26 protein-coding genes are annotated in these 23,200 nt (G+C 67.2%); 8 read left to right on the forward strand and 18 right to left on the reverse strand.

Features of this window, described 5'->3' with window-relative positions:
* Positions 1 to 89: 89 nt before the first annotated feature.
* From ACXJKJ_RS04930 to ACXJKJ_RS04965, 8 genes are all read right to left on the reverse strand, one after another.
* Positions 90 to 452: a hypothetical protein gene (locus tag ACXJKJ_RS04930; RefSeq protein WP_457350770.1), complete on the reverse strand. Its 363-nt coding sequence runs from the start codon at positions 450 to 452 to the stop codon at positions 90 to 92.
* Positions 453 to 521: 69 nt separating this feature from the next.
* Positions 522 to 1,328 carry a PEP-CTERM sorting domain-containing protein gene (locus tag ACXJKJ_RS04935; protein WP_082532801.1) on the reverse strand — a complete coding sequence of 269 codons (807 nt, stop codon included), beginning with the start codon at positions 1,326 to 1,328 and terminating at the stop codon, positions 522 to 524.
* A gap of 164 nt (positions 1,329 to 1,492) precedes the next feature.
* Positions 1,493 to 3,199: a PQQ-dependent sugar dehydrogenase gene (locus ACXJKJ_RS04940; RefSeq protein ID WP_457389307.1), complete on the reverse strand. Its 1,707-nt coding sequence runs from the start codon at positions 3,197 to 3,199 to the stop codon at positions 1,493 to 1,495.
* Between the two features lie 46 nt (positions 3,200 to 3,245).
* The gene (locus ACXJKJ_RS04945; protein WP_457389308.1) at positions 3,246 to 6,299 is read right to left on the reverse strand and encodes a glycoside hydrolase family 2 TIM barrel-domain containing protein; all 3,054 of its coding nucleotides are present in this window, start codon (positions 6,297 to 6,299) and stop codon (positions 3,246 to 3,248) included.
* 15 nt (positions 6,300 to 6,314) lie between these two features.
* Positions 6,315 to 8,003 carry a GH39 family glycosyl hydrolase gene (locus ACXJKJ_RS04950; RefSeq protein ID WP_457389309.1) on the reverse strand — a complete coding sequence of 563 codons (1,689 nt, stop codon included), beginning with the start codon at positions 8,001 to 8,003 and terminating at the stop codon, positions 6,315 to 6,317.
* Positions 8,004 to 8,134: 131 nt separating this feature from the next.
* The gene (locus ACXJKJ_RS04955; RefSeq protein WP_457389310.1) at positions 8,135 to 8,470 is read right to left on the reverse strand and encodes a YciI family protein; all 336 of its coding nucleotides are present in this window, start codon (positions 8,468 to 8,470) and stop codon (positions 8,135 to 8,137) included.
* A gap of 21 nt (positions 8,471 to 8,491) precedes the next feature.
* A complete protein-coding gene (locus tag ACXJKJ_RS04960) occupies positions 8,492 to 9,106 on the reverse strand; it encodes a TetR/AcrR family transcriptional regulator (protein ID WP_457389311.1) in 615 nt (204 codons plus the stop codon).
* A gap of 220 nt (positions 9,107 to 9,326) precedes the next feature.
* On the reverse strand, positions 9,327 to 10,106 hold the full coding sequence (locus tag ACXJKJ_RS04965; protein ID WP_457389312.1) for a helix-turn-helix domain-containing protein: 780 nt from the start codon (positions 10,104 to 10,106) through the stop codon (positions 9,327 to 9,329).
* Between the two features lie 89 nt (positions 10,107 to 10,195).
* Here ACXJKJ_RS04965 and ACXJKJ_RS04970 point away from each other — a divergent pair, with 89 nt between their 5' ends.
* Complete coding sequence (locus tag ACXJKJ_RS04970) at positions 10,196 to 10,753, forward strand: peroxiredoxin-like family protein (RefSeq protein WP_457389313.1); 558 nt, start codon at positions 10,196 to 10,198, stop codon at positions 10,751 to 10,753.
* Here the strand turns inward: ACXJKJ_RS04970 and ACXJKJ_RS04975 are convergent.
* Positions 10,750 to 11,382 (reverse strand): TfoX/Sxy family protein, encoded by a 633-nt coding sequence (locus ACXJKJ_RS04975; protein ID WP_457389314.1) that lies wholly within the window; start codon positions 11,380 to 11,382, stop codon positions 10,750 to 10,752. The two genes, ACXJKJ_RS04970 and ACXJKJ_RS04975, sit on opposite strands and share 4 nt — an antisense overlap.
* Here ACXJKJ_RS04975 and ACXJKJ_RS04980 point away from each other — a divergent pair.
* Complete coding sequence (locus ACXJKJ_RS04980; protein WP_457389443.1) at positions 11,311 to 12,210, forward strand: diguanylate cyclase; 900 nt, start codon at positions 11,311 to 11,313, stop codon at positions 12,208 to 12,210. The genes ACXJKJ_RS04975 and ACXJKJ_RS04980 overlap by 72 nt on opposite strands.
* 5 nt (positions 12,211 to 12,215) lie before the next feature.
* The gene (locus ACXJKJ_RS04985) at positions 12,216 to 12,881 is read left to right on the forward strand and encodes a protein-L-isoaspartate(D-aspartate) O-methyltransferase (RefSeq protein ID WP_457389315.1); all 666 of its coding nucleotides are present in this window, start codon (positions 12,216 to 12,218) and stop codon (positions 12,879 to 12,881) included.
* 103 nt (positions 12,882 to 12,984) lie between these two features.
* Here ACXJKJ_RS04985 and ACXJKJ_RS04990 read toward each other — a convergent pair whose 3' ends face one another.
* A complete protein-coding gene (locus tag ACXJKJ_RS04990) occupies positions 12,985 to 13,455 on the reverse strand; it encodes an adenylyltransferase/cytidyltransferase family protein (RefSeq protein WP_200955306.1) in 471 nt (156 codons plus the stop codon).
* Position 13,456: 1 nt separating this feature from the next.
* On the opposite strand from ACXJKJ_RS04990, the gene ACXJKJ_RS04995 reads away from it, so the two are divergent.
* The gene (locus tag ACXJKJ_RS04995) at positions 13,457 to 13,891 is read left to right on the forward strand and encodes a hypothetical protein (RefSeq protein WP_457389316.1); all 435 of its coding nucleotides are present in this window, start codon (positions 13,457 to 13,459) and stop codon (positions 13,889 to 13,891) included.
* A 45-nt stretch (positions 13,892 to 13,936) separates the two neighbouring features.
* Here the strand turns inward: ACXJKJ_RS04995 and ACXJKJ_RS05000 are convergent, their stop codons facing one another.
* Complete coding sequence (locus ACXJKJ_RS05000) at positions 13,937 to 14,518, reverse strand: histidine phosphatase family protein (RefSeq protein ID WP_457389317.1); 582 nt, start codon at positions 14,516 to 14,518, stop codon at positions 13,937 to 13,939.
* A gap of 186 nt (positions 14,519 to 14,704) precedes the next feature.
* Here ACXJKJ_RS05000 and ACXJKJ_RS05005 point away from each other — a divergent pair, with 186 nt between their 5' ends.
* From ACXJKJ_RS05005 to ACXJKJ_RS05015, 3 genes are all read left to right on the forward strand, one after another.
* Positions 14,705 to 15,061 carry a PRC-barrel domain-containing protein gene (locus ACXJKJ_RS05005; protein ID WP_056201253.1) on the forward strand — a complete coding sequence of 119 codons (357 nt, stop codon included), beginning with the start codon at positions 14,705 to 14,707 and terminating at the stop codon, positions 15,059 to 15,061.
* A gap of 105 nt (positions 15,062 to 15,166) precedes the next feature.
* Entirely contained in the window at positions 15,167 to 15,715 is a 549-nt protein-coding gene (locus ACXJKJ_RS05010; protein ID WP_056199883.1) for a hemerythrin domain-containing protein, read from the forward strand.
* A gap of 27 nt (positions 15,716 to 15,742) precedes the next feature.
* A complete protein-coding gene (locus ACXJKJ_RS05015; RefSeq protein WP_457389318.1) occupies positions 15,743 to 16,000 on the forward strand; it encodes a hypothetical protein in 258 nt (85 codons plus the stop codon).
* 95 nt (positions 16,001 to 16,095) lie between these two features.
* On the opposite strand, the gene ACXJKJ_RS05020 is transcribed toward ACXJKJ_RS05015, so the two are convergent.
* The 5 genes from ACXJKJ_RS05020 to mnmH all read right to left on the reverse strand — a co-directional run bounded on the left by ACXJKJ_RS05020 (position 16,096) and on the right by mnmH (position 22,368).
* The gene (locus ACXJKJ_RS05020; protein ID WP_457389319.1) at positions 16,096 to 17,973 is read right to left on the reverse strand and encodes a potassium transporter Kup; all 1,878 of its coding nucleotides are present in this window, start codon (positions 17,971 to 17,973) and stop codon (positions 16,096 to 16,098) included.
* Positions 17,974 to 18,089: 116 nt separating this feature from the next.
* Positions 18,090 to 19,226: a sensor histidine kinase gene (locus ACXJKJ_RS05025; protein ID WP_457389320.1), complete on the reverse strand. Its 1,137-nt coding sequence runs from the start codon at positions 19,224 to 19,226 to the stop codon at positions 18,090 to 18,092.
* 7 nt (positions 19,227 to 19,233) lie between these two features.
* Positions 19,234 to 20,097: a transglutaminase-like domain-containing protein gene (locus ACXJKJ_RS05030; protein WP_056199870.1), complete on the reverse strand. Its 864-nt coding sequence runs from the start codon at positions 20,095 to 20,097 to the stop codon at positions 19,234 to 19,236.
* Between the two features lie 153 nt (positions 20,098 to 20,250).
* Positions 20,251 to 21,312 carry a selenide, water dikinase SelD gene (selD, locus tag ACXJKJ_RS05035; RefSeq protein ID WP_457389321.1) on the reverse strand — a complete coding sequence of 354 codons (1,062 nt, stop codon included), beginning with the start codon at positions 21,310 to 21,312 and terminating at the stop codon, positions 20,251 to 20,253.
* Between the two features lie 9 nt (positions 21,313 to 21,321).
* Positions 21,322 to 22,368 carry a tRNA 2-selenouridine(34) synthase MnmH gene (gene mnmH, locus ACXJKJ_RS05040; protein ID WP_457389322.1) on the reverse strand — a complete coding sequence of 349 codons (1,047 nt, stop codon included), beginning with the start codon at positions 22,366 to 22,368 and terminating at the stop codon, positions 21,322 to 21,324.
* 85 nt (positions 22,369 to 22,453) lie between these two features.
* On the opposite strand from mnmH, the gene sugE reads away from it, so the two are divergent.
* Complete coding sequence (gene sugE / locus ACXJKJ_RS05045) at positions 22,454 to 22,774, forward strand: quaternary ammonium compound efflux SMR transporter SugE (RefSeq protein WP_457389323.1); 321 nt, start codon at positions 22,454 to 22,456, stop codon at positions 22,772 to 22,774.
* On the opposite strand, the gene ACXJKJ_RS05050 is transcribed toward sugE, so the two are convergent.
* The gene (locus tag ACXJKJ_RS05050; RefSeq protein ID WP_056199857.1) at positions 22,771 to 22,977 is read right to left on the reverse strand and encodes a hypothetical protein; all 207 of its coding nucleotides are present in this window, start codon (positions 22,975 to 22,977) and stop codon (positions 22,771 to 22,773) included. The two genes, sugE and ACXJKJ_RS05050, sit on opposite strands and share 4 nt — an antisense overlap.
* 14 nt (positions 22,978 to 22,991) lie before the next feature.
* Positions 22,992 to 23,141, reverse strand: coding sequence for a hypothetical protein (locus tag ACXJKJ_RS05055; protein WP_157256336.1), 150 nt, complete (start codon positions 23,139 to 23,141; stop codon positions 22,992 to 22,994).
* Positions 23,142 to 23,200 lie beyond the last annotated feature (59 nt).

Raw genomic sequence — 23,200 nt, forward strand, 5'->3', positions numbered from 1 at the left:
ATGGGACCGGCCCAGGGCTGGTCATGCGCAAGAGGTCACCGCCAGAGCGACAGACGGCCGCGCGTGTGCACGCGCGGGTCGCGGCGGGATCAGGACTGGGCTTTGGGCGGCCGCTCGGGGCCGGCAAGGCAGGGCGGCGGGGGCGGCGTCGCCGCGGTTTGCACCGGCATCGCCGGCGGCAGTTGCGGCAAGTGCAGGTCAACACGGGTCATCAGGACCGGTGAATGCAAACCGCAGTCGCTGGCCAGATGATGGGCCGAGGCGAGCGACTGGTCCTCGTGGACGCCGCTGGCGTCGCCGTGACCATCGTGATGGTGCCCCTGGCCCTCGAGGTGCATCAACGCATGCTGCTGCTCTTCCTGGCCCGCCATCCCCACGGCAACGCCTGCATGGGCGAGCGCTTGCCAGCACATGCACAGCATCAGCAGGAAGGTCGTCAGGCCGTGGCGCATGGTCGTCAGTCTAGCGGAGCGACCATTTGAGGCGCATGGCGCGGCCGCCTACTGGGGCCAGTTAACCAATCATTGCGATTCGGGCACTGGCACGAGCGCAGTCCGCCGGCGCCGCACGCCGAGAACCACGCCCAGCCCCAACATCGTGAGCGCCCAGGTCGCCGACTCAGGCACGGCGCTAGGAATGCCTTCGAAGTGGTAGAGCGCGGCCAGCGCCGGGTCGTCGATCGTGAACGAAGGGTCAACGAAGGCCTTCGACCAGCCTGCCGGCCCGCCGGGGCCGCCCGAGCCGGAATCGGCACGGAGGTAGACATCAAAGACGGCATTGACCTTGAAGTTGGTGACCTGATCGAACGAGAAGCTGTTGCCACTCACTCCGTTGAGGTTGATGCCGGCGAGCAAAATCGCGCCAGCGCCGCCGCTGTCGTAGTTCACGGAGAAGGAGGCCGATGCCTGCGTACTTCCTTCGCCGTCGACCAAGCCGTGGGCGAGGACGTGCACCGGCACTACCGTTGCCGCGGCCGGGCCGCTCAGCATGACCTGGTAATGAATCGTCGTGGTCGCTCCAGCACCACCGCCGACGGTGAATCCGAGGACGGGCGAGTACGCAGCCACGGAGAGGGAATAGGCATAAGCCGAGCCCCCCTGGGCCGAATCGGTGATCGAGGTGGCGACGTTGCCATCCACGTTCACCCCGTAGCTTGCAGGCGCAAAGGTCGTCCCGTGGTCGATGTCATTCAGGCGATTGAGCGGATTGAAATTGTCAGCGGCCGCGTGACCCACATAGGTGACGACGCCGAGCGCATGCGCCGCGCCAAACGGCAAAACCGCACAAGCGCAAAGAAGCGCGCTGAGCAACGTTCGTGAGCGAGTCATGATGTTCCTTGGCTGACGGAGACGAAAAACCTGACAACGGAATCAGGTGAACGGTCCGCCGGCAAGGAGAACATGTTTCCGGTCCGGTGGGACGCCCCGGGCAGCTGCCAATCTAGGGGGCGTGCCGGGCAACGGGCAACGCGTCGTCGGTCAGCCTGGAACATTCATTTCGGAGCGACGCGCCAGATCTCGCCGGTCACATCGTCATCCACGAGCAGTGAGCCGTCCTTCTGCACGGCGACCGAGCTGGGCCGGCCCCAGACTTCGGTGTCGCTGGCGACGAAACCCGTCACGAAGTCCTGGTAGCGGCCCGTCGGCACGCCATCCTTCATGAACACCCGGACCACTTTCGACCCCGTGCGCGTCTGCCGGTTCCAGGAGCCGTGAAAGGCGACGAACAGGTCGGCGTCGTAGGCCTTCGCGAACGCCGCAGGGGCGGCCGGCGGCGCCTCGTACATGACCATGCCGAGTGGCGCCGCGTGTGCCGTCAGCAGCAGATCGGGCGCTGTCACCTTGTCGCGAAGGTCGGGTCGATGGCCGGCGAGACGGGGGTCTTCATGGGCGCCGATGTAGAACCAGGGCCAGCCATAGAAGGCGCCTTCCTTCACCCGGGTCAGGTAGTCCGGCGGCAGGTTGTCGCCCAGCAGATCGCGCTCGTTGACGCTGCACAGCAGGTTCCCGGTGCGTGGGTAGAGGTACATGCCGACGCAGTTGCGCAGCCCCGCGGCATAGGTGCGCCGGTTCTTGCCATCGGCATCGAACGCCAGCACCACGGCGCGGCCTTCCTCCTCACCCCAGGCTGCACCCAGGCCGTGCCTGGCTTCCCAGCCGGCAAGCGGCTCGGGCGGCGTCTTGCCGATGCCCTCGGCGACGTTCGTCGCCGAGCCGATGGACAGGAACATCGTGCGTCCGTCGGCAGAGAACACCAGCGTCCGGGACGAGTGCGCGCCGACGGCCTGGGACAGCTTGGGAACGACCACTTCGGGTTCGCCGCCGGCCACAAGGTCGCCGTTGCGGTACGGATATCGAACGATGGAATTGACGAAGGCCACGTAGAGGTACTGCGGGTCGGAGCCTGTCGGCCAGAAGGCCAGGCCGAAGGGGCGGTCCATGCCCGACGCAAAGGTGCTCACCACATCGGCGGTCTCGCCCGTGGACGACCAGAACACCTTGACCAGCCGTTTCGTCGTGGACGAGATGAAGATGTCCCCGTTGGGTGCCTTGACCATGACGCGGCCGCGATCAGGGTCCCTGGCCCACAAGCTGACCTTGAAGCCCTCGGGAACTAACGGCAACGCGCCCTCGGGGCGTGGCACCGTGCGGGGCCCGTTGCTTGCGCTTTCGGTGGCGAAGGGCGTGGGCAGGTCGGCCACCTTCCACTCATGAATCCGCCCCGGTCGATCAGCACTCCAGCTGCCCACGTCTGCACCAGGGACCGCCGGCTTGCTGGCCGCAGTGCTCACCGCCACCGTGGTCGCCGGGCCTGAAAGCTTTTCGAGATAGGTCAACAGCGCCTGGCGTTGTGCCTTGTCCGCCATGCTGATCGGCATGGTGGTGCCCGGGGCGTAGGCCGCGGGGTCGGCCAAGAAGCGGTCCAACTCCGCCTTCGTCCAGACCTTGCCCTTCGCACCCAGCTCGGCCAGCGCCGCCGAGTAGCCGAAGCCCGGCGCTTCACCCACCTTGCGGCCGACGATGCCATGCAGGCCGGGGCCCATCAGCGCGCGCCTGCCCGGTGTCACGGTGTGGCACATGGCGCAGTTGCTGTCGAACAGTCGTTGGCCCAGGGCGATGTCTTGCGCCTGAGATGATGCCGTGGCCGCCAGGGCGAGCAGGCCGCAAGCCGCGGCCCGCATGACGTGAAGGGGGTTCAATGGGTCTCCTGTGATCGTTGTGCAACCGGGCAGCGTCATGCGGCCGTCAGAACCGCAGCAGCAACCGGCCGCCGTAGCGTCCCGTCGCCAGGGCCGGCTCACCCGCCGGCCCGGTCAGGTCAGCGGCCTGGCCCTTGGCGCCCATGGCGGGGATGGCGTGCAGGAAGCCGATGTCGCTGGCTGGGAAATCCACGCTGGTGGTCGGGAAGTCTGCCAGCCTCGCGCCCAGTTGCAGATAGCCTGCCCCGTCGTTGACGATGGTGAGGTCCCCAACTGGTGAGATCAGCCGCAGCCAGCGCGGGTCCGCGAAATAGCCGGCAGGCGGCGCGATGTCGTACACACCAAGCACGGGCCCGCGCAGGCGGTTCTGCCAGACGGGGCTCGGCCCGCGCACGAGCGCGCGAGGCTTGCTGGCCTCAACGAGCGGCCGATCAAAGCCGACACCGTGGTACAGCGTGGGGCCTTGGAGCTGGTAGCCGTAGTCCAGCGCAAGCACGCCGCCGTCGTCGTCCTCGCCGAGCGTCCAGCGCACGCGGTCCAGCCCGCCGGCGCCAGGCGCTTCCAGCCAGGCGCCTTGCGGCCCGGTGCCTGCGGTCACGGCGACCTGAGCCGCCGGCACGGCGAAGCGGTCTGCTTCGAAGGCCAGCCGCAGAGACACCACCGAGGGCGTGCGCCGCACGCCCGCCAGGCGGGTCACGCGCAGTGCCTTCACGGCCTGGGGCGGGAAGATGTAGGTCTGGCCGTCGCGCGCCACCCGTGCGCCGTCAAAGACGGTCTTCCAACGCTGGCCATCGGCGGACAGATCCAGCCTGAAGCTCGCCCAGCCATCGGTCTCGGTGATGCCGAGGTCGATGGTTGCAACATTGGCCATCGTCGGCGTGGGGAACTCGTAGACGCCGTCGGCCGCGGCGGCCGGTTCCAGCCATGCCGGCTCGGCGGCCTGCCTGGGCCGGGCGACCACCAGGCGCGGCCCGTTGGACAAGGGTTGCGCCTTGCCGCCCCTTGCCAGTTCGAGCAGCAGGCCGGTACGGGCATCAAAGCGCGCGGACATGGCGCCGGCCTGCAGCCGGATGCTGTCGCCGTCTCTTACCACCGCGGGCGCGCCGGCATGCTGGCGCGCGAGGTGGGAGGGCCGGTCCGGCGCTGCCCAGACCCAGGTCCACAGATGCTGGTCGCCTTGCATTGCCGTCAGGCGCAGCGCATCCGCCTCGCGCCAGGCCGCGGGCAGCGGCAGCTTCAATTCACCCGCGGCATGCGGAGCCACGGCCGGCCCGGCGAGGTCGCCTTGGGCCAGCACGCGGGCGTCCGGGCTGCGGTCCTGCGGTTGGGCGAACCGAATCCATTCCCACTGGAAGCGCACCGCCGCCAGCGTCGTGAAATCGAACGCGTTGCGCAGTTTCAGCACGCCGTTGAATTGATCGTCGAGCGTTGGCGGCGTGATCTGCACCGGTGACCAGATCTCCTTGACCGTGTAGTAGCTGGGCTCCTTCTCGTGCCGGGGGCCGACGATGCCGTCCGGCGCGTAGGTGCCGAACACGTCGATGCGCCCGCCCTGGTCGGTGCGCACGAGGCCTTCATCCGCCAGGTTCCAAAGGAAGCCGCCCACGCCGCGCGGCGAGGCGCTCATGGCTCGCCAGTAGTCGTCCAGGCCGGCGCCCAGGCCCCCATCGAACAGGCCGTGCAGGAACTCGGTGGGCATCACCAGCAGCGGGCCGGCCAGGCGGCGCTGCAGGTCCGGGTAGCGCGGGTAGTGCTTGGTGTCGATGCCGCCAAAAGCCTCCCAGGGGTGAATCAGCGGCCGCGCCTGCGGGTCGTAGAGGGCGAAGTCGCCGTCCAGCTCGCGGTTCCAGCCGCCTTCGTTGCCGTTGGACCAGAACAGGATGCTCGGGTGGTTGATGTCCCGCTCCACCAGCTCGCGCACGAGCTTGCGGCCCACCTCGGTGTCATGGGCCTTCTGCCAGCCGCTCAGCTCGTTGATGACGTAAAGCCCCAACTCGTCGGCCGCCTCCAGGAAGGCCTTCTCGGGCGCGTAGTGGGCCACGCGCATGGCGTTCATGTTCATGGATCGGATGAGGCGCGCATCCTCATAGGCCTGGGCGCGCGACACCGCACGACCCGTCTCCGGGCGGAAGCTGTGGCGGTTCACGCCCTTGAGCATGATGCGCTGGCCGTTGAGGTACAGCCCCTGGCCCTCACGCACCTCGAAGGTCCGAAAGCCGAAGCGCTCGCTGACCTGGTGGACGGCCTTGTCGCCTTCGAACAGCGTGAGCTGCAGGGAGTACAGGTGCGGCGTTTCGGCGGACCAGAGCAGCGGCTGCTCGACCCGCCCCTGGATGCGCGCGCGCCCGGCGCCGCCGGTGGGAATCGCGGTGGAGAAGGGTTGGCCCACGGCCGTGCCGTCGCGGGTGGTGACCTGGGCCGCCAGCCGGGTCACCGTGCGCGGCGCCCGCAGCGTCACGTCGGCCGTGAGCTCGCCGCTGGCCTGGGCGTTGATGGCCACGTGCGCGATGGACTGCAGCGGCGACGCCTCCAGCCACACCGGCCGGTAGATGCCACCGAACACCCAGTAGTCGCCATGGCGTTCGGCGATGTCGGTGGCCGTGGCGGCCGAGGCTTCGCTGACTTGCACCTCGATCTCGTTGTCCTCGCCCGGCTTGAGCCAGCGGGTGATGTCGTGGCTGAAGCGGTTGAACCCGCCCTGGTGGATGGACCCCGTGACGTTGCCGTTGACCTTCACGAGGGTGTCGGTCATCACCGCATCGAAGACCACGCGGACCGTGCGGCCCTGCCACTCGGCCGGCACGCTGAAGCGGCGTCGGTAGGTCGCCTTGTCCGCCGCCCGCGGGCCTTTGTCGTAGCCGTACTGGTAGTGGCCAAAGCCTTGCTGTTGCCAGTTGGACGGCACCTTGATGCGCGCCTGCTCGCCCGCGCGCTGCCCGCCGTCGATGACGAAGTCCCAGTCCAGCGCGTCATCCGGGCCGGTGCCCGACAGCATCAGCGTCTCGGTGCGCGGCGCGTCCGCGGCCAGCGCCAGCGGCGCCAGCAGGCCGCAGACGAGCAGGCCGGCCAGCCACTTCAGTGCTGCAAGCTTGACGTTCACCGGGTGTACTTGCGCCTACTCGATGACGAGCAGCGACACACCCTGCCGTGGCAGCGTGAAGCTCAGCGTCGCACTGCCATTGGCCACCGCCAGCGCCGGCAGCGCGGCCGGCGCCATCACCGAGGCGGCTTCCAGCTGGGCGTACTGCTTCGCGTCCGGCGCCTGGGGCGCGCCCATCGCCTGCCAAGCCGTGAATGCGTTCGCGTGGGCCTTGTCGACGCGCCACTGCGTCACCGTGCGCGTGGCCTGCCCGCCCAGGCCCGCCAGCTTCAAGCTGACCGCCGCATCCGGGCCGCTGGCATCGTCGTCGTGATAGTGCCAGGTCATCACGGCAATCTTGCCGTCGGGCGTGCGGGTGGCCAGCACGCCCACATCCGGGCGGCCGCGGACCCCGTTCGCCACGATGTCCTCCAGCGCCACTTCGGCGTCGCTGGTGGCGCGCAACTGCGTCGGCCCCAGCTTGGCGAACATGCGGAACACGTTGAGGACCGGCAGGTCGACGCCATTCGTCGCCAGCTGGCGATAGCCCGCAAACCAGGGTTGGTCTTCAAACGTGAAGGCCCAGGTCAGCGCGCCTTCCAGGTTCACCTGGTGGCGGTCGGCGAGTTGCCAGATGCGCTTGTAGCTGGCCGCCGTGTAGCTGGAATACATGGTGCCGTTGCGGTAGGCGTTCTGCGGGCCGGGGCAGGCGGCGCAGCCTTCCGGGTCGTTCTCGCCGATGACGATGGGCTTGTCCTTCAGCTCGGGCACCGCGGCGATCTTCTGGAAGCCGTTGGCGATGCCGCTCAACTGGGGCGCCATGCCCATGCGCACATGCCCGTCGACGAACCGAGGGCTGCCCTTGGCGTGGAAGGCGAGGAAATCGGTCGGCGTGCCGATCTGCCCCGTCGCATGGTTGCGGCCGCTGACGACATGCTTGAGGAAGGCGTCCATGAACGCCCCCCCGGAGCCCGCAACGTCGGGGCCACCCACGCGGGCCTCGGGCAGTGCGCGGCGCACGGCGTCGATGGCGTAGTCATGCAGCTTGTTGAACTCTTCCTGCGTGCCGGTCCAGTAGGCCGGGCCGTTGGGCTCGTTCCAGACTTCGAAGTACCAGCGCAGCACTTCCTCGCGGCCGTAGCGCTCCACGCAGTGCCTGGTCCACTGGAAGACCAGCTCGGCCCACTTGGCGTAATCCTTCGGCGGGGCGTTCCAGCCGCCGGCGATCAGGTCGTAGGCGAAGCCGGGGCGCCAGCTGTGCTGGTACGGCGTGCCCGGCTTGGCGCTCGACAAGGCCTGCGGCATGAAGCCAATCTGCAGGTAGGGCCGCACGCCGCGTTCGAGGTAGCTGTCGATGATGCGGTCGGTGACGGCCCAGTCGTAGACCGGCTTGCCGTCACGGTCCTCGGTGTAGGCATTCGTGCTGCCCCACTTGAACGCCGGCGTGCCGTCACCCGTGTTCAGCAGGTTGTGCGCGCGGAAGTACACGCTCCCCGGCCGCAGGTCGCCCAGGTGCTTCATCAACTTGCGGCCGTCCTTCATGGTCGCGTAGTTGGGCTCGTCCGCGCCGAAGAAGCGCCAGATGGGCTTGAGATCGCCCGCTGTGCGACCGGCATCCACCTCGATATGGACCGGGAAGGGTTCGGCCGGTTGAGCCTGCGTGGTAGCGGCGATCAAGCCGGCCATGACGATGGCGACGGTCCTGGGCAGTGGCTTGAGCTTCATGGCATGAATGGCGTGAAACGAGAGGTCGAAAGGCTCGGACCGCGATCATGACGACATCCACTGCGTGTGCCGCTCGCAATTCCTGGCCGAGTGTAGGAAGGGCCTTCGCTGCGCCGCAAGCGCCCAGCCATTCACTCAAGAACGTGAGCGCGTGCCGTCGAAGAGCTCGCCAGGGACGGAGGCTCGAAAACGGCTCCCAAGCCATCAGCAAGGCGGGACGGCTTGAAGCCGTGCACTTCGGCGGCAACGACGCCGTGCATGACAAAGGGGTCCTGCCTCACCCGCTCCAGCAACGCCACCTGCTCGATATCTCGTGCGATCAGGACGCCGCCTTGCGCGTTTTCCAGCGAGCCAGCCATCACGAAGACGCCGGATTCGAAGCCCTCGGCCAGCCATTTGTTGTGCTCCGCCATCCACTGACCCGCCTGCGCGCGGTTCTGGCCGAATCTCAAAAAGACGATGAACATGCTTTCACCCTTGAAAAATCATTACGAGACATTGCGTTTGCCGCGCCGACTTGCCTCCCGTACCGTCAGCGACTCCAGCCATGCCGCGATCAACTCAACCTCGTGCCGGATAAAGCCCTCGTCGTGAAACGCGTTGGCCAGCGACGCGATGCCCTGACTGCGGCTGAGGAGATGCAGCGCCAGGGCATCCGCGTCGGCGTTGGGGTCGAGGGCTTCGAACTGCTCGCGCAGCCACGTGCGGAACTGACCGAAGATCATTCCGGCATCCCGTTGTGACGGGTGATCCAGTTTGGACAACTCGGCGCACAGCGTGCCGACGGGGCAGCCGAAGCGTTGGATGTTCTTGCGGTTCTGGATCAGCATCTGCGCGAAGCAATGGAGCCGCCCGACCGGTGTCGAGGCCTTGCACGCCCAGGCTTGCAGCATGGCGGCCGTCCTGGCGGTGCGCAGCGCGATCACGGCTGCCAGGATGTCGTCCTTGGACCTGAAGTGGTAGTAGAAGTTGCCGCGCGAAATCTGGACACTTCCCGCGATGTCTGCGAACGAGGTTTTCTCGAAGCCACGCTCGTAGAACAACTGGTCCGCCGCCTGGACGATTTGCTCCCGCGTCGACGGCTCATCCACTGCCGGTTTCATCGCTGCGCTCCTTTGGCGAAGAGGCCGACGACAGAGTCGCCGATATGAGCGCGCTGGCCGCCGCAGGACGTATCGCAGGAGAAGAGGTCCGTCATGAACGCGTTTTAGGTCAATCGTCCTAGAAAGTTTAGGACAATTGGCCTAGGCGCGTCAACGCCCTTGATCACGCGCCGTGTTTGCGCCGATTTGTGCCGTCGTGCTTGGTGGCGGCGGCGACCTGTCACGCGCCGGATGGCGCGCTCTGTCCGTTCGATGCGGCACCCGAAGGGCTGTGGCCAAACGCTTTCACATAGGCACGGCTGAAGGCTGCTGCACTGCCGTATCCGCACGCGGCGGAGACGGCCTTGACGCGCTCACCGCGCTGCAGACTGCGGTGCGCGAGCGTGAGTCGCCAAGCAGTATGGAACGCGCCCGGCGTCATGCCCAGCGTGCGCCTGAAGGCCAGCATGAACTGACTGCGCGACAGCGCGCTGCGTGCAGCCAGTTCTTCCATCGGCCAGTTGCGAGCGGGATGCTCCAGCAACGCACCAACCGCGTAGCGAAGCTGTGGATGAGCCAGGCCAGCCAGCACCCCGGGTTGCGTTGCACCCTGGTCGATGGCTTGGCGAAAGACCATCAGCACCAGGAGTTCGCCCAGCCGCGCCAAGGCCGCGGCGCCACCGCAACGCGCGACGGTGGCTTCGGCGTGGAACTGGGTCGCAATCGCCCATAGCGGATCGGTCTGTGATGTGTCGAGCGCGATCTCGGTCGGCATGGATCGCAGAAGCGGGTTCGCATCGCCACCGAAGTCGACCACGGCCCCGAGCAACACCTCGCCGGCGCATGCCGGTCGGCGCCTGCCTGTACTGCAGAAAACGATGCGGCGTGAACGGGGTTCGGGGCCTTCCAAGAGAAACAAATGTGCGGGTTCAGGGTTCTCGTCGCCCTGCGTCGCGCGGACCCCCAAAGGGAAGGCTGAAAGGAATGCGCTCAGGCGGTCCAGGCGAGGTTGTGGCTTCATGTCGGACTTTGGATCATGCATTTCGGACAATTGATTGCCACAAATCTGGCATCGTGCACGCATCTCGTCAAGCAATCGGAAGGAAGACCATGCTTCAACCCCGCAGCACCGTCCCGCCGCTGGCGGCGCCGACGTTGGCCCATGGGAACTTTGACCTCGCCGAGGAGCATTCAGACAGGTTCATGCTGATCAGCTTCTACCGTGGCCTGCATTGCCCGATATGCGCCACCTACCTGCGAGAGCTGGAAAGCAAGATGGAAGCCTTCAACGAGCGCGGCGTTGGCGTCATCGCCATCAGCTCGGACGGTGAAGACCGCGCTCGGCAGATGGCCGACAAGATCGGCGCGAACAAGCTTCGCATCGGCTACGGCCTCGACCTGCGAGTGGCCCGCGCTTGGGGACTTTACGTGTCGAGTTCGCGAGGCAAGACGTCCATTGGCATCGAGGAGCCGGCCTTGTTTTCCGAACCCGGTCTGTTTCTGGTGAGACCCGACCGGACGCTGTATTGGCTCTCGGTGCAGTCCATGCCGTTCGCCCGCCCGAACTTTGCCGATCTGGTTCAGGCGCTCGACTTCGTGATCAAGAACGACTACCCGGCGCGCGGGGAATTCGATGGCCAATTGCCGCAGACCCAAGGCGCGCGCTAGACGCCTTTGGGCTTGCCTCGCGTCGCTCTCTTTTTCTCGCTGGCCGCAGGCAGCGTCGCGTTGAACTTCAGGGACAGTTCGATCCAATAGTCCAGCGCCGCCTTCGTCTGTACCGCCGTCGCGGCGACGAACACATAGCCTGGGTAGGGGCGGCCTTTCATGACCACCGTCTCGACACCGTCACGCTGGAGCGCCATCTCGTGCAGCGCCGGGTCGATGCGGCACATCAGCCGCTCGGGCCGCGCCGTCACGCACAGGTGGTTTCGCACCATGAAGCCGGCGCTGCCGAACATGCGCTTCTCTCGCACGTCGGCGACCTCAGCCAGCGCGTGGCGAACGCGGTCTACCAGGTCGTCGCTGATCGGGGACGTGTTCACGCAGATTCCTGATGTCGGCTTGACGGCGCGAGTATCAGCCAGGCGCGGCAGCGCTGCGGGAGCGCCAATTGCCACGCACCCCCAACGTCCTCCCGGGAGCTTGCGCTGCCTGCTCGTGAGACCGCCTTCATCCTCCATGTCGATGACAACCTGGACAACCTTGTTTCGACGAAGCTGATCCTGGATCGTCCCGGCATCGAGGTCGTATCCGCCGAGTCTGCTGCGGTGGCGCTGCAGCGGCTGACGCAGCACGACTTTGCGCTGGCGCTGGTTGACGTCAACATGCCCGACGTCAATGGCTTCCAGCTTGCCGAATCGATGCGCGACAACGCGCTTTCCCGCGAAGTTCCCATCATTTTTCTGACGGGCGCCAGCGGCGATGCGGCGCGGACTTTCCGTGGCTACGAGGCCGGCGCCGTCGACTTCCTGATCAAGCCGGTGCACCCTCAGGTGCTGGAAAGCAAGGTCGGTGCGTTTGTCGCCCTCTATCGGCAGCGCAAGTCGCTGCGTGATCAGAAGGACGACTGCGAGCGCCTGTTGAGAGCCAACCAGCGGATGGCTTCGGAGCTGGAGCGTGCGCACGAGCTGGCGGTTCAGGCAGCTTTTACCGACGATTTGACCGGCACGCCGAACCGCCGGCACATCCTGAAGCTCGCGCTGAGCGCCCTGAACGACCCGCGCAGGCATTCCCAGCCGGTGAGCCTTGCGCTGCTGGACCTGGACCACTTCAAGAGAGTCAACGACACACGTGGCCACGCCGTCGGGGACGCCGTGCTGCGCCACTTCTGCGATCACACCCAGGCCCATCTGCGATCCGGCCAGGCCATGGGCCGCATCGGCGGCGAGGAATTCCTCCTGCTGCTCCCGGGCACCGAGATGGCGGAGGCCTGCACCGCGCTCGAGCGGGTGCGCCACACGCTGGAGCCGCATGCCGGTATTGCCTACACCTTCTCGGCTGGCGTCGCGCAGGCCCGCCCGGACGAGGCGCTGGATGCCGTGCTGGAGCGTGCCGACCGGGCGCTCTACGTTTCCAAGGAGCGCGGCCGGGACTGCACGTCCAGCGAATTGATGGATCTCTGAGCGCCATGAACGTGGATTACGCCGAGCGGCGCGAGCGCATGGTGGCCACACAGCTGGCCGCCCGCGGCATCCGCGCCGCCGCGGTGTTGCGGGCGATGCGCACCGTGCCGCGCGAGTTTTTCGTCGAAGCCGGCTTCGAGGACTTCGCCTACCAGGACGCAGCCATGCCCATCGCCCAGGGCCAGACCATCTCCCAGCCCTTCATCGTCGCGCTGATGATCGAGGCTGCCGAAGTGAAGGCGGGCGACGCGGTACTGGAGATCGGCGCGGGCTCGGGCTATGCGGCTGCCGTGCTGAGCCGCATCGCCGCGCACGTGTCGGCAATCGAGCGCAGCGAGGTGCTCGCCCGTCGTGCGCATGAGCGCCTGGCGGCGCTCGGCTACGACAACGTGGAGATCATCACCGGCGACGGCAGCGGCGGCTGGCCCGGCGGTGAGAGCTTCGATGCCATCCTTGTCGCCGCATCGGGCCCGGACGTGCCGCCCGGGCTCAAGGCCCAGCTCGCGCCCGGCGGCCGCCTGGTCATCCCGGTCGGTAAAACCCGAGGCCAGACCCTCGTCAAGGTGAGGCGCCTGGCGAACGGCCACTTCGACCAGCAAGCGCTCGCCGACGTGGCCTTCGTGCCGTTGATCGGCGCACAGGGCTGGGCCGAGGAGGAGGCCAGGTCATGAGCGCCGCCCCGGGCAAGCTCGCTGCTCGCTTCCCGGCCCGACCCCTACCGCCTTAGGCGCCTGAGAGGGTCTTTAGGGGAAGGCGCATGCGCCCCAAGCTCGATCAGCTGCGTCTGGCCGCCGCCGAGTGGCCGGCCAAGTAGGGCACGGTGACGACGCGGCCGCCCCAGCCGCGCACCAACGGTGTCTCAGGCAGTTGTTCCGCCGCGTGGTCGCTGCCCTTCACGTACACGTCGGGCCGCACCGCCTGCAGCAGCGCCGCCGGCGTGGCCTCTTCGAACCACGTCACCCAGTTCACGCAGGACAGAGCCGCGATGACGTGGGCGCGCTCGTGCAGCGTGCAGCAGGGACGCTCACCCGGCTTGCCCAGGTCGTGGGCGGAGGCGTCGCTGTTCAGCGCAACCACCAGCACATTGCCCTGGCGGCGTGCCGCCTCCAGGCAGCTGACGTGGCCGACATGCAGCAGGTCGAACACGCCGTTGGTGAACACCAGCGGCCGCTCCAGCCATGCCAGCCGCTCGATCAGCTGCTCGGGTGCCAGGCATTTGAAGGCGCCATTCCAGTTGCTCTGCACCTTGCATCTCCTGCCGGTTGAAGCCCCCGGTCATGTTCCAGGCGAGGCGCTGCGCGTTGGCGCAGACGAGGTCCCGTGCGCCAGCGCATTGGCCGGCCTCGACGCCGTCGATGGAGACGCCGAATTCCACCTGCAGTCTGTGCAGCAGAACTTGCCGCAGCTGCGCAAACTGCGCTCGCGTGAACGGGCCGCTCCGTTGGGGGGCGATGACGAGGGCCGCGCCCGCGCGCTGCCGCCGCGCCAGTCGACCATGGCGAGCTGGACGGCGATGGCAGGCGCCGTCAACGCCGCCTTCGCAGCGTCGGCGGTGAGGAAGCGGCTGACGGTTGGTGCTGGGCTCAAGGGGCTTTTGCGCAGGATGCGGAAGGCCCAACGATTGGCAAATGCCGCTCCCACCGGCCGCGAGGGCCGATGCTGGCCGAGCGGCTGCACCTGATGCCGCAGGCGGGCCACCATGGCGGCCAGACCGTCGGCAACCTGCTCAAGCCGCTTGCCGTGCCCTTGCTCTGTTCTGCGGCCAGTCGACGGGTGTGAGCCGGTCACCGGCCAGCAGGAGCTGCGGCACTTGCTGGAACAGCCAGCGACCCGCCTGGCAGCGAAACGACCACGTCAGGTCGAATCGCTCGGACGGCCAGTTCTCCGGCACTTCATCGACTGTCGTGATCGCCTTGGCAAGTTTGGGGAGATCGTCGTGCCGCCAGCAAACCAGCACCGGCGCGTCCAGCGACCGCAAGTGCCACGCGAGTTTGTCTACCGGATCGTGGTCCGACCAGCGTTCGTCGACGGCAACCCCGAGGCGGTCGGCCAGGCCTTCCACGGTGTCATAAGGGCGGGTCGACGGATGCCTTGCCGTTGGCCGGGCCGCAAGGATGTGCTGCGGGCGCTCCAACACCTGCGGATGCAGGCGTTCAGCCAGTGCCGAGAAGTACGGAACCAGCGCGCCGGCGCGGCGCCAGCCTTGAACGCTGAGCGAGTTGGGATCGTCGCGACCGGATGCATCCACGCCGCCGTCTTCGCCGTGTGGCTTCTCGGCGTGGCGAATCAGCATGATGCATTTCGACATGGCTGAACTTCAACTGCTGCATCGCAGCATGCGCCAAGCCAGCGGTGGCATGTGTAGGACGGAATGCCGCATGGTTGGCAAGCCTGCAAGGCGGTTCAACGAGGCAGGAGGCACCGCGCGTGGGTACGTGATTTGCCGTCGAAGCAGGGCGGCGCCATCGACCGCTACACAGCTACGGAGACCACCATGAACACTGACAACACCACCGGCCCCACCATCGCTGCCTCGAAGGTTGAAGGCACCGAGGTCTACAACCTGCAGGGCGACAAGCTCGGCTCCATCGACGACCTGGTCATCGACAAGGCCTCCGGGCAGGTGCGCTACGCCGCCCTGGAGTTCGGCGGCTTCCTGGGCATGGGCACCGATCTCTATCCCATGCCCTGGTCCAAGCTGAAGTACGACACCGCCAAGGACGGCTATGTGGTGAACCTCGACAAGTCGCAGCTGGAAGGCGCGCCGCGCTATGCCCGCTACAGCGAGCCGGCATACACGCGCGACTACGGTCGCAAGGTCTACGACTACTACGGCGAGACCTGGGTTTGATCTCGACAGGGCGGTTCGTACCGCCCTTGCCGAAGACAAGCTCTGAATTCACCCGCTCCGGTGCCCGCCGGAGTCTTTCCAAACCATCAGCCAGCAGGAACTCCCATGCCCACCAGCGCAACGAAGACCTCAGCCAAATCCACCAAGAGCACGGCCAGGAAACCCGCCAGCCCGACGACACGCGATTCGACACCGGACGCGATCGATCTGCTGACCGCCGATCACCGGGAGGTGAAGTCCCTGTTCCGGGCCTATGACAAGCTTGTCAAGGCCGATGGCGATGCCGGCGAGAAACAAGCCATCGCGCTGCAGATCTGCGTCATGCTGACCGCGCACGCCACGGCTGAGGAAGAGCTCTTCTATCCGGCCGCGCGGGACGTGCTGGGCGACGACGCCGACCTGATCGACGAAGCCGACATCGAGCACGCCAGCGCCAAGGAACTCATCGCGCAGATCGAAGCCGGCTCGCCCGATGACGATCACTACGACGCCAAGGTGAAGGTGCTTGGCGAGTACATCGACCATCACGTCAAGGAAGAGGAAGGCGAGATGTTCCCCAAGATCCGCAAGTCCGACCTCGACCTGGATACCTTGGGTGAAGCCATCGCCGGGCGCAAGGCGGAGTTGATGGGGCAGGACGCTGAGCCGCACTGACGGCGTCGTTCAATCCAAGGAGAAGCCATGAATGAGGCCATCGCCGACGTTCACCGGGGTGTGCGGTTCACGGTGGAGGCGGTGCCTCGCAGCGGCGGCTTCGAAGGACGCTTCGCGATCCTTGACGTGGCCGCCGCTGGCCAGGTTGGCACGGATGACAGCTACCGCCCGACAACCGACAACCTGTGGGCTACGGAGCAGGAAGCATTGACCTATGCCACCGAGGCCGCTCACCACGCCATTGAGGGGATACCGGCGTTCGACAAGGGAACGCCGGGGTTGTAGTGCGAGCACGTCGTTGCTGCCGTGGTTGAGCGCCTCGACGCTGCCGGACTGCCCCCGCGGGCCGAACTGTTCGCAAGACGGCGCGACGCGCCTGGCTATATCTGCACGCGTGTGCCCAGTTCGACCACCGCGTTGTCCGGCAACCGGAAGAACCTGGCGACCCCGCTGGAGTTGCGGCTCAATGCTGCAAACAGGCGCTCACGCCAGTTCGCCATGCCGCCACCGGGAGTCGGCACCACCGTCTCGCGGCTGAGGAAGTAGCTGGTCTCGAAGGGCTCGATGCGCAAGCCCTTGGCCTCGCACAGCGCCAGTGCCAGGGGAACGTCGGGCTCCTCCATGAACCCGTAGTGGACGAGCACGCGCCAGAAGCCTGGCGCCAATGACGTCAATTCGAGGCGGTCGGCTGCGTCGACCATCGGACGGTCGTGGAACATGACGTTCAGGATGACGTTCGTTTCGTGCAGGACCTGGTTGTGCTTGAGGTTGTGCAACAGGGCCTGCGGCACGAGGTTCGGGTCGGCGACTGCATAGACCGCCGTGCGCCGTGCACGATGGGCTTCGCCCAGGGCGAGGCTCTCAATGAAGGGCTGGAGTTCGATGCCTTCGCTGCGCAGGCCGGCCATCAGCAGCTGACGGCCGCGCGCCCAGGTGCTCATCAAGACAAACAGCATCAGGCCCAGCGCCAGCGGAAACCACCCGCCGTCGAAGAACTTGATCGCGCAACCGGCAACCAGCAGCATGTCCACGGCCAGGAAGAACACCGTGGCGCCGATCGCCAGCGGCGCGGGGAGCTTCCAGCCGTCGCGAATGACGAAGAAGGTCAGCACGGTCGTGATCAGCATCGTCAGCGTCACCGCGATGCCGTAGGCCCCCGCCAGCGCCGATGAGCTGCCAAACATCAGCACCGCACCGATGACGCCGGCCAGCAGTGCCCAATTGACCGCCGGCACGTAGATCTGCCCGGACTCGCTGGCGGAGGTATGGCGCAAGGTGAGGCGCGGCAGGAAGCCGAGCAGGATGGCCTGCTTGGTCATCGAGTAGGCCCCGGAAATCACGGCCTGCGAGGCGATCACGGCGGCCATCGCAGCGAGGCCGACCATGGGCAGCACCAAGGCGCTGGGGAAGAGGCGGAAGAACGGGTTCTCGATGGCAGTGGCGTCTCCGATCAGCAGCGCGCCCTGGCCCAGGTAGTTGAGCGCCAGCGCGGGAAACACCAGCCCCGTCCAGGCCAGGCGGATCGGCCTCACGCCGAAATGGCCCATGTCAGCGTAGAGGGCCTCGGCACCCGTCAATGCCAGCACGATGGCCCCGACTGCAGCGAACAGATGCCATCCCCGCGTGCTGAGGAAGGCCCAGGCCTCCAGCGGGTTGAGTGCAGCCAGGATCTCGGGATGCTGGGTGATGTGCATGACGCCGATGGCGCCGAGCACGGCGAACCACAGCACGATCACCGGCCCGAACACCTTGCCCACCGCCGCCGTGCCATGGCGCTGCACCAGAAACAGCCCCACCAGGATGGCCACCGAGATCGGCAGCACATAGGGCTTCAAGGTCGGCGTCACGACCTCCAGGCCTTCGATGGCGCCCATCACCGAGATCGCGGGCGTGATGACGCTGTCGCCATAGAACAGCGTCGCCCCGAACAGGCCCAGCAACAGCAGCGCGCCACGCAGCCTGGGCCGCTGCTGCACGGCATGGGCGGCCAGGGCCGTCAACGCGAGTGCACCGCCTTCACCGCGGTTGTCGGCGCGCAGGATCAGGATCACGTACTTGAGCGTGACGACGAACATCAGCGCCCAGACGATCACCGAGACCGCGCCCACCAGGTTGTGGGTGTCCAGCGTGACGCCGGTAGCGGGCAGGAAGACTTCCTTGAGCGTGTAGAGGGGGCTGGTGCCGATGTCGCCATAGACGACACCGATTGCGCCGAGCGTCAGTGCGGCCAGGCCGCTGCGTTGGGTCTCAAGGCTCATGAACGGGAAACTGGGTGGGATGGAGCCAGTTTCCCGTAGGCGGTGTAAAGAACGTATAAAGATCGTGGCGGTCCGCCATCAGCGTCTGCACCGGGCCCGACCCGGCGGACGGCTTTTCAACCTTGGCGCGACACCGAATGGTCGTGGTCCGCACCGTTCGCTCGGCTTGGCGGATGACCCGGCAGAGATGCGGCGCCGGCGATGACGTATTCGGCGGGAACGGGGGCTTCGGTCGACGCTGGCAGCCTGACCCGGATCAGCGTGCCCTGATTCGGCGCCGAGGTCACCGACAAGCTGCCGTGCTCGGCTTCGACCCTGAATCTCATGCCCAGCAGGCCGTAGCTCGAGTTCGTTGCTGCGTTGGCATCGAAGCCGATGCCGTCGTCCCGCACCGTCAGTTCGGCCTGCCCCTGGATGATGCCCAGGTTCAGCCACAGCTGGCGCGCGCGCGCATATTTGCTGACGTTGGTGATGGCTTCCTGAACGACGCGATAGACGACGAGTTCGGCGGCCTCGGCGAGCCGCACGGGCGCCAGCTCGCAATGCACCAGCACGCCGGAGCGCTTCGCGAAATCGCCGGCCAGGATGTCCAGCGTGACGGCCAGGCCCAGAGTGTCGAGGGTGGACGGGCGCAGGTTCTCGATGATGTCCTGCTTCAGCGCGATACCGCTGTTGAGCTTCTCGATCAGCCGCGTCAGCGGCTCCAGCGCCTCGGGTGCGAGGCTCGCGACGCGGGTCTTGATGCGCGCGGCATCAAGCTTGGCGGATGTCAGCAGCGAGCCCATCTCGTCGTGCAGGTCGCGCGCCAGCCGGGCCCGCTCCTGCTCGCGCGCCGTTTCGATGTGATGCGCCAGCTTGACGAGCTGCGCGGTGCGGCGCGCCACCTCGACCTCCAGCCGCTCACGCTCGATCTGCACCAGGCGCTGGCGTTCCTGCTTTTCGCGCTCGCGCTGGTCTTCCAGCGCGAGCCCCTGGCGCAGGTACAGGAACAACGCAGCGAGGCTGGCCACGCTCAGCAGCGCCACGCCCAGGCGGTTGAGCAGCAGCGTGCGGTGGATGTCGGTCTGCTGATCGGTGGGGGCGGCGCGCAGTTCCTCCAGCCTGGCGGTGCCGGCGCGCAGGGCGCTGAGTTCACCCAGCACGTCTTCAGACTGCCAGTAGGAACTCTCGCCCACCAGCACCACGGTCAACGCTGCGGCGCAGGCCAGGGGAACCAGGATGGGATGCCGGGCTAGAACCGAGAGAATCTTCACGGCCACGTTATCCGTCCGTCGAGATGGCGTCGGTGCAGTGGTAGGGCAGCTGCAGGCGTCCGTCGGCACCGGCCACGGCCTGGATGTTGATGACCGGGGCGCTGGAGTTGACCGTGCCGAAGATGGTGGCGAAGGCGACGTCGGCGGCGTCGCGCCCGGTGCCAAAGCGCACGAAGCCCATCGGGATCGCGGTGCCTGAAGGGTCGAAGATGTACCAGCGGTCGCCGACGTAGGCCTCCACGTAGGCGTGGAAGTCGGTCGGCCCGAGCGCGGGGTCGGCACCATAGTCGATGCCCGTGGCGAAGCGCGCCGGGATGTTGATGGCGCGGCACAGCGCGATCATCAAGTGGGCAAAGTCGCGGCACACGCCCACCTGATCGAGCAGGGTGTCGATGGCGGAGGTGTTGGAGTCCGAGGTGTTGGACGTGAAGGTCGTGCGCTCCAGCACCCAGTCGCGGATGGCCTGCACGCGGCCGTAGCCCTGCCAGCGCTGGCCGAACTCGCGCATGGCCATGCGGTGCAGCCGGTCAGACTGGCAGTAGCGGCTCGGGTAGATATAGCCCAGCACCTCGGCGGGCAGCCGCGCGACGGGCACCTCGCCCACGTCACCCGGCGGGGCGAAGTGATGCATCAGGTCGACCGTGGCGCGGTAGGCCACCTTCAGCGGCCCGGCCTGGGCCTGCAGGCGCAGGTAGCGGTTGCGGGTGACCGGCTCCGTCTCGACGCGGGCCAGCAAGGGCTGGCTCAGCGTCAGCGACTCCGCCACCACCAGCTGGCGGGGGGTGCTGGCCGCGTGGATGTTGAAGATGAAATCACAGCCCGGGTCGGCAATGACGTAGTCGAGTTCAAGCGCGATCTCGAGGCGGATCATGTTTGGCACGCAGGAGTGCGACCTGCTGCCAGCAATGCGGATCCAGAACGGGACGTCATGAGGGGCTCCAAAGTAGCCCGACCTTACACCCCCCGGCCGGGCATACCTCTGTTGCCGGGAGGGGATAGGCGGTTGGACCCGCCGTGGGGCAGCTCAGTTCAAGCGCAGGCGGCTGCCTTGCGGCCCGTTTGCCACGACCCTGCCGATCTCCGCCGCCGCACCGAACCCATGGCGGCGAAACACGTCCAGCACGGCGTCAACCGCGCTGGCGTCGCAAGACACCAGCAGGCCGCCGCTGGTCTGGGGGTCGCTCAACAGCGCCTGATCGATGGCCGGGAAGCCCTGCGGCAGCTGCACGTCCGAGCCGTAGCCGGCCCAGTTGCGCCCCGAGGCGCCGGTGACCATGCCGCGCTCGGCGAGCTCGCGCACCTGCGCCAGCAAGGGCACCCGCGCCCAGTCGAGCTCGACACTGGCCTGGGCGCCGCGCGCCAGTTCCAGCGCATGGCCGGCCAGGCCAAAACCCGTCACATCGGTCATCGCATGGACGCCGTCCAGCGCCGCCAGGTCCGGCCCCGGGGTGTTGAGCTGTGTCGTGGTGGCGATCATCTGCGCGTAGCCCTCGGGCGAGAGCGATTCCTTCTTGAGGGCCGCGGACAGGATGCCCACGCCCAGCGGCTTGCCCAGCACGAGCCGGTCGCCGGGGCGTGCGTCCGCATTGCGCTTGACGCGCTGGGGGTGCACCACGCCCAGCGCGACCAGCCCGTAGATCGGCTCGACCGAATCGATGGTGTGACCGCCCGCGATCGGGATGCCGGCGGCGGCGCAGACCGATTCACCGCCCGCCAGGATCTTGCCGATCACGTCGACAGGCAGCACGTTGATCGGCATGCCCACCAGGGCCAGCGCCATGATSGGTTTGCCRCCCATSGCGTAGACGTCGCTGATGGCGTTGGTCGCCGCGATGCGACCGAAGTCGAAGGGGTCGTCGACGATSGGCATGAAGAAGTCGGTGGTGGCGATCAGCGCGATCTCGTCGGTCAGCTGGTAGACCGCCGCGTCGTCGGCGGTCTCTATGCCCACCAGCAGTTCCGGCGGCGCCGGAAAGTGGCGCGTGCTCTTCAGGATCTCGCTCAGCACGCCGGGAGCGATCTTGCAGCCGCAGCCGCCGCCGTGGGATAGCGAGGTCAGGCGGGGCACGGAAGAGGAGGGGATCATGTTTCCAACCTAGGGCAGTGAAGCGATGCGACGGGCCAGGGCCTGGATGCCGGCATCCGACAGATCCTCGCATTGCAGGCGCTGGGCGTCGGGCAGGCCCGCCAGATGGCGGCCCTGCGAACGGGCATACAGAGGGTCGTAGTGCCGGGCCATCAGGGCTTCGAAGAGCGGCGGCAGGGCGCCTTCCAGCGCCCAGGCCTGCCACTCGGCCAGCACTTCCTTGGGCAGCAGTTCGCGCAGCGTGCCCAGCTTGTCGGCCAGGCCCTGCGGGTCGTCGCCCAGCCAGGCGTAGTCGCGCAGCAGGTAGTCGAGCCGCGCCTGGGCAGAGGCGTCAATCTCGACGACGGAGCTCTCGCGCAGGCGCTGCAGCAGCGGCTCCGGCACCGTGATGCGGCCGATGCGCCGGCTCTCCGCTTCGACCCAGACGCGCCGGCTCAGGTCCAGGCCGGCCAGGGCCTGCATCAACTGCGTCTCGAAACCCTTCTGCGACGGCTGAGGCCGGCCGGGCATGGCGCCCAGCACCGAACCCCGGTGGGCCGCCAGATCTTCGAGGTCGAGGACTTGCTCTCCTTGAGCGGCGAGCGCCTGCAGCACCCGCGTCTTGGCGCTGCCGGTGGGGCCGCACAGCACGCGCAGGTCGAGCCGCGGCGCCAGCAGCGCAATCTGCTCGATGACATGGGCGCGCCAGGCCTTGTAGCCGCCCTTGAGCTGCTGTGCATCCCAGCCCACCAGCCTCAGCCAGTTGACGAAGCTGCCGCTGCGCATGCCGCCGCGCCAGCAATAGACCAGCGGCCGCCATTCCCTGGGCTTGTCCCTGAACAACTGGTCCAGGTGGCTTGCGATGTTGCGCGCCACCATGGCCCCACCGATCTTGCGCGCCTCGAAGGCCGAGACCTGGACATAGGTGGTGCCGACGATGCGACGCTCCTCGTCATCCAGCACGGGGCAGTTGATGGCGCCGGGAATGTGGTCGAGGGCGTATTCGGCCGGCGAGCGCACGTCGATGAGGACGGTGAACTCGCCCAGGTCATTGACGGTGGTGGGCTTGTGACTCATTGCTGCTAGGTTAAGGCAACCCCACGCGGCCCCGGGGATTCAAGCGCGGCCAGAATCCGCGGCGCATCTCTCCAGAGGAAAACGGATGGCCTGGATCATTCTCGTCATCGCCGGCCTGTTCGAGGTCGGCTGGGCCATCGGCCTGAAATACACCGACGGCTTCACCAAGCCCTGGCCCAGCGTGGCAACGGCGGCCTGCATGGTGGCCAGCCTCTGGTTGCTGGGCATCGCGATGAAGTCGCTGCCAGTGGGCACGGCCTATGGCGTGTGGGTCGGCGTCGGTGCGGTCGGCACCGTGATCCTGGGCATCTTCCTGCTCGGCGAGCCGGCCAACCCGGCGCGGCTGTTCAGCATCGCACTGATCGTGGTCGGCATCGCCGGGCTCAAGCTGTCGTCGCCGGGCTAGTCAACGAAGAACTCGCCGCCCGCCGCGTGATACCTGCCGTGAAAGACCTGATGGCCGGGGCCGCGCTGGTGGGCCGCGGCTTGCGCCTCGGCGGCGTGCGCATGGATGCTGACGAAATCGCCGGGAAGCTCCTGCTTCACCCGCAGCACCATCCAGCCTGTGACCCAGCCGGTGTTTCCGGCGTCAGTTTGCAAGGGTTCCATGGTTTCTCCTCCAGTCAATGCCGCTTGAAGTACTGCACCTCGCGCTCGTGTTTTTCGGCCTGTTCGCGTGTGTCAAACGTGCCCAGGTTCCTGCGCTTGCCGGTCTGTGGATCGGGCTTGCGAGAGTAAAGGCGGTACTGGCCGCTGCCGAGCTTGCGAATCATGGTCGGCTCCTTGGTGGCGAAGGCCCAGTTTTCGCCGCGTTGCGGTTCTTGTGTGTAGG

Source organism: Roseateles sp. P5_E1 (assembly GCF_054049335.1).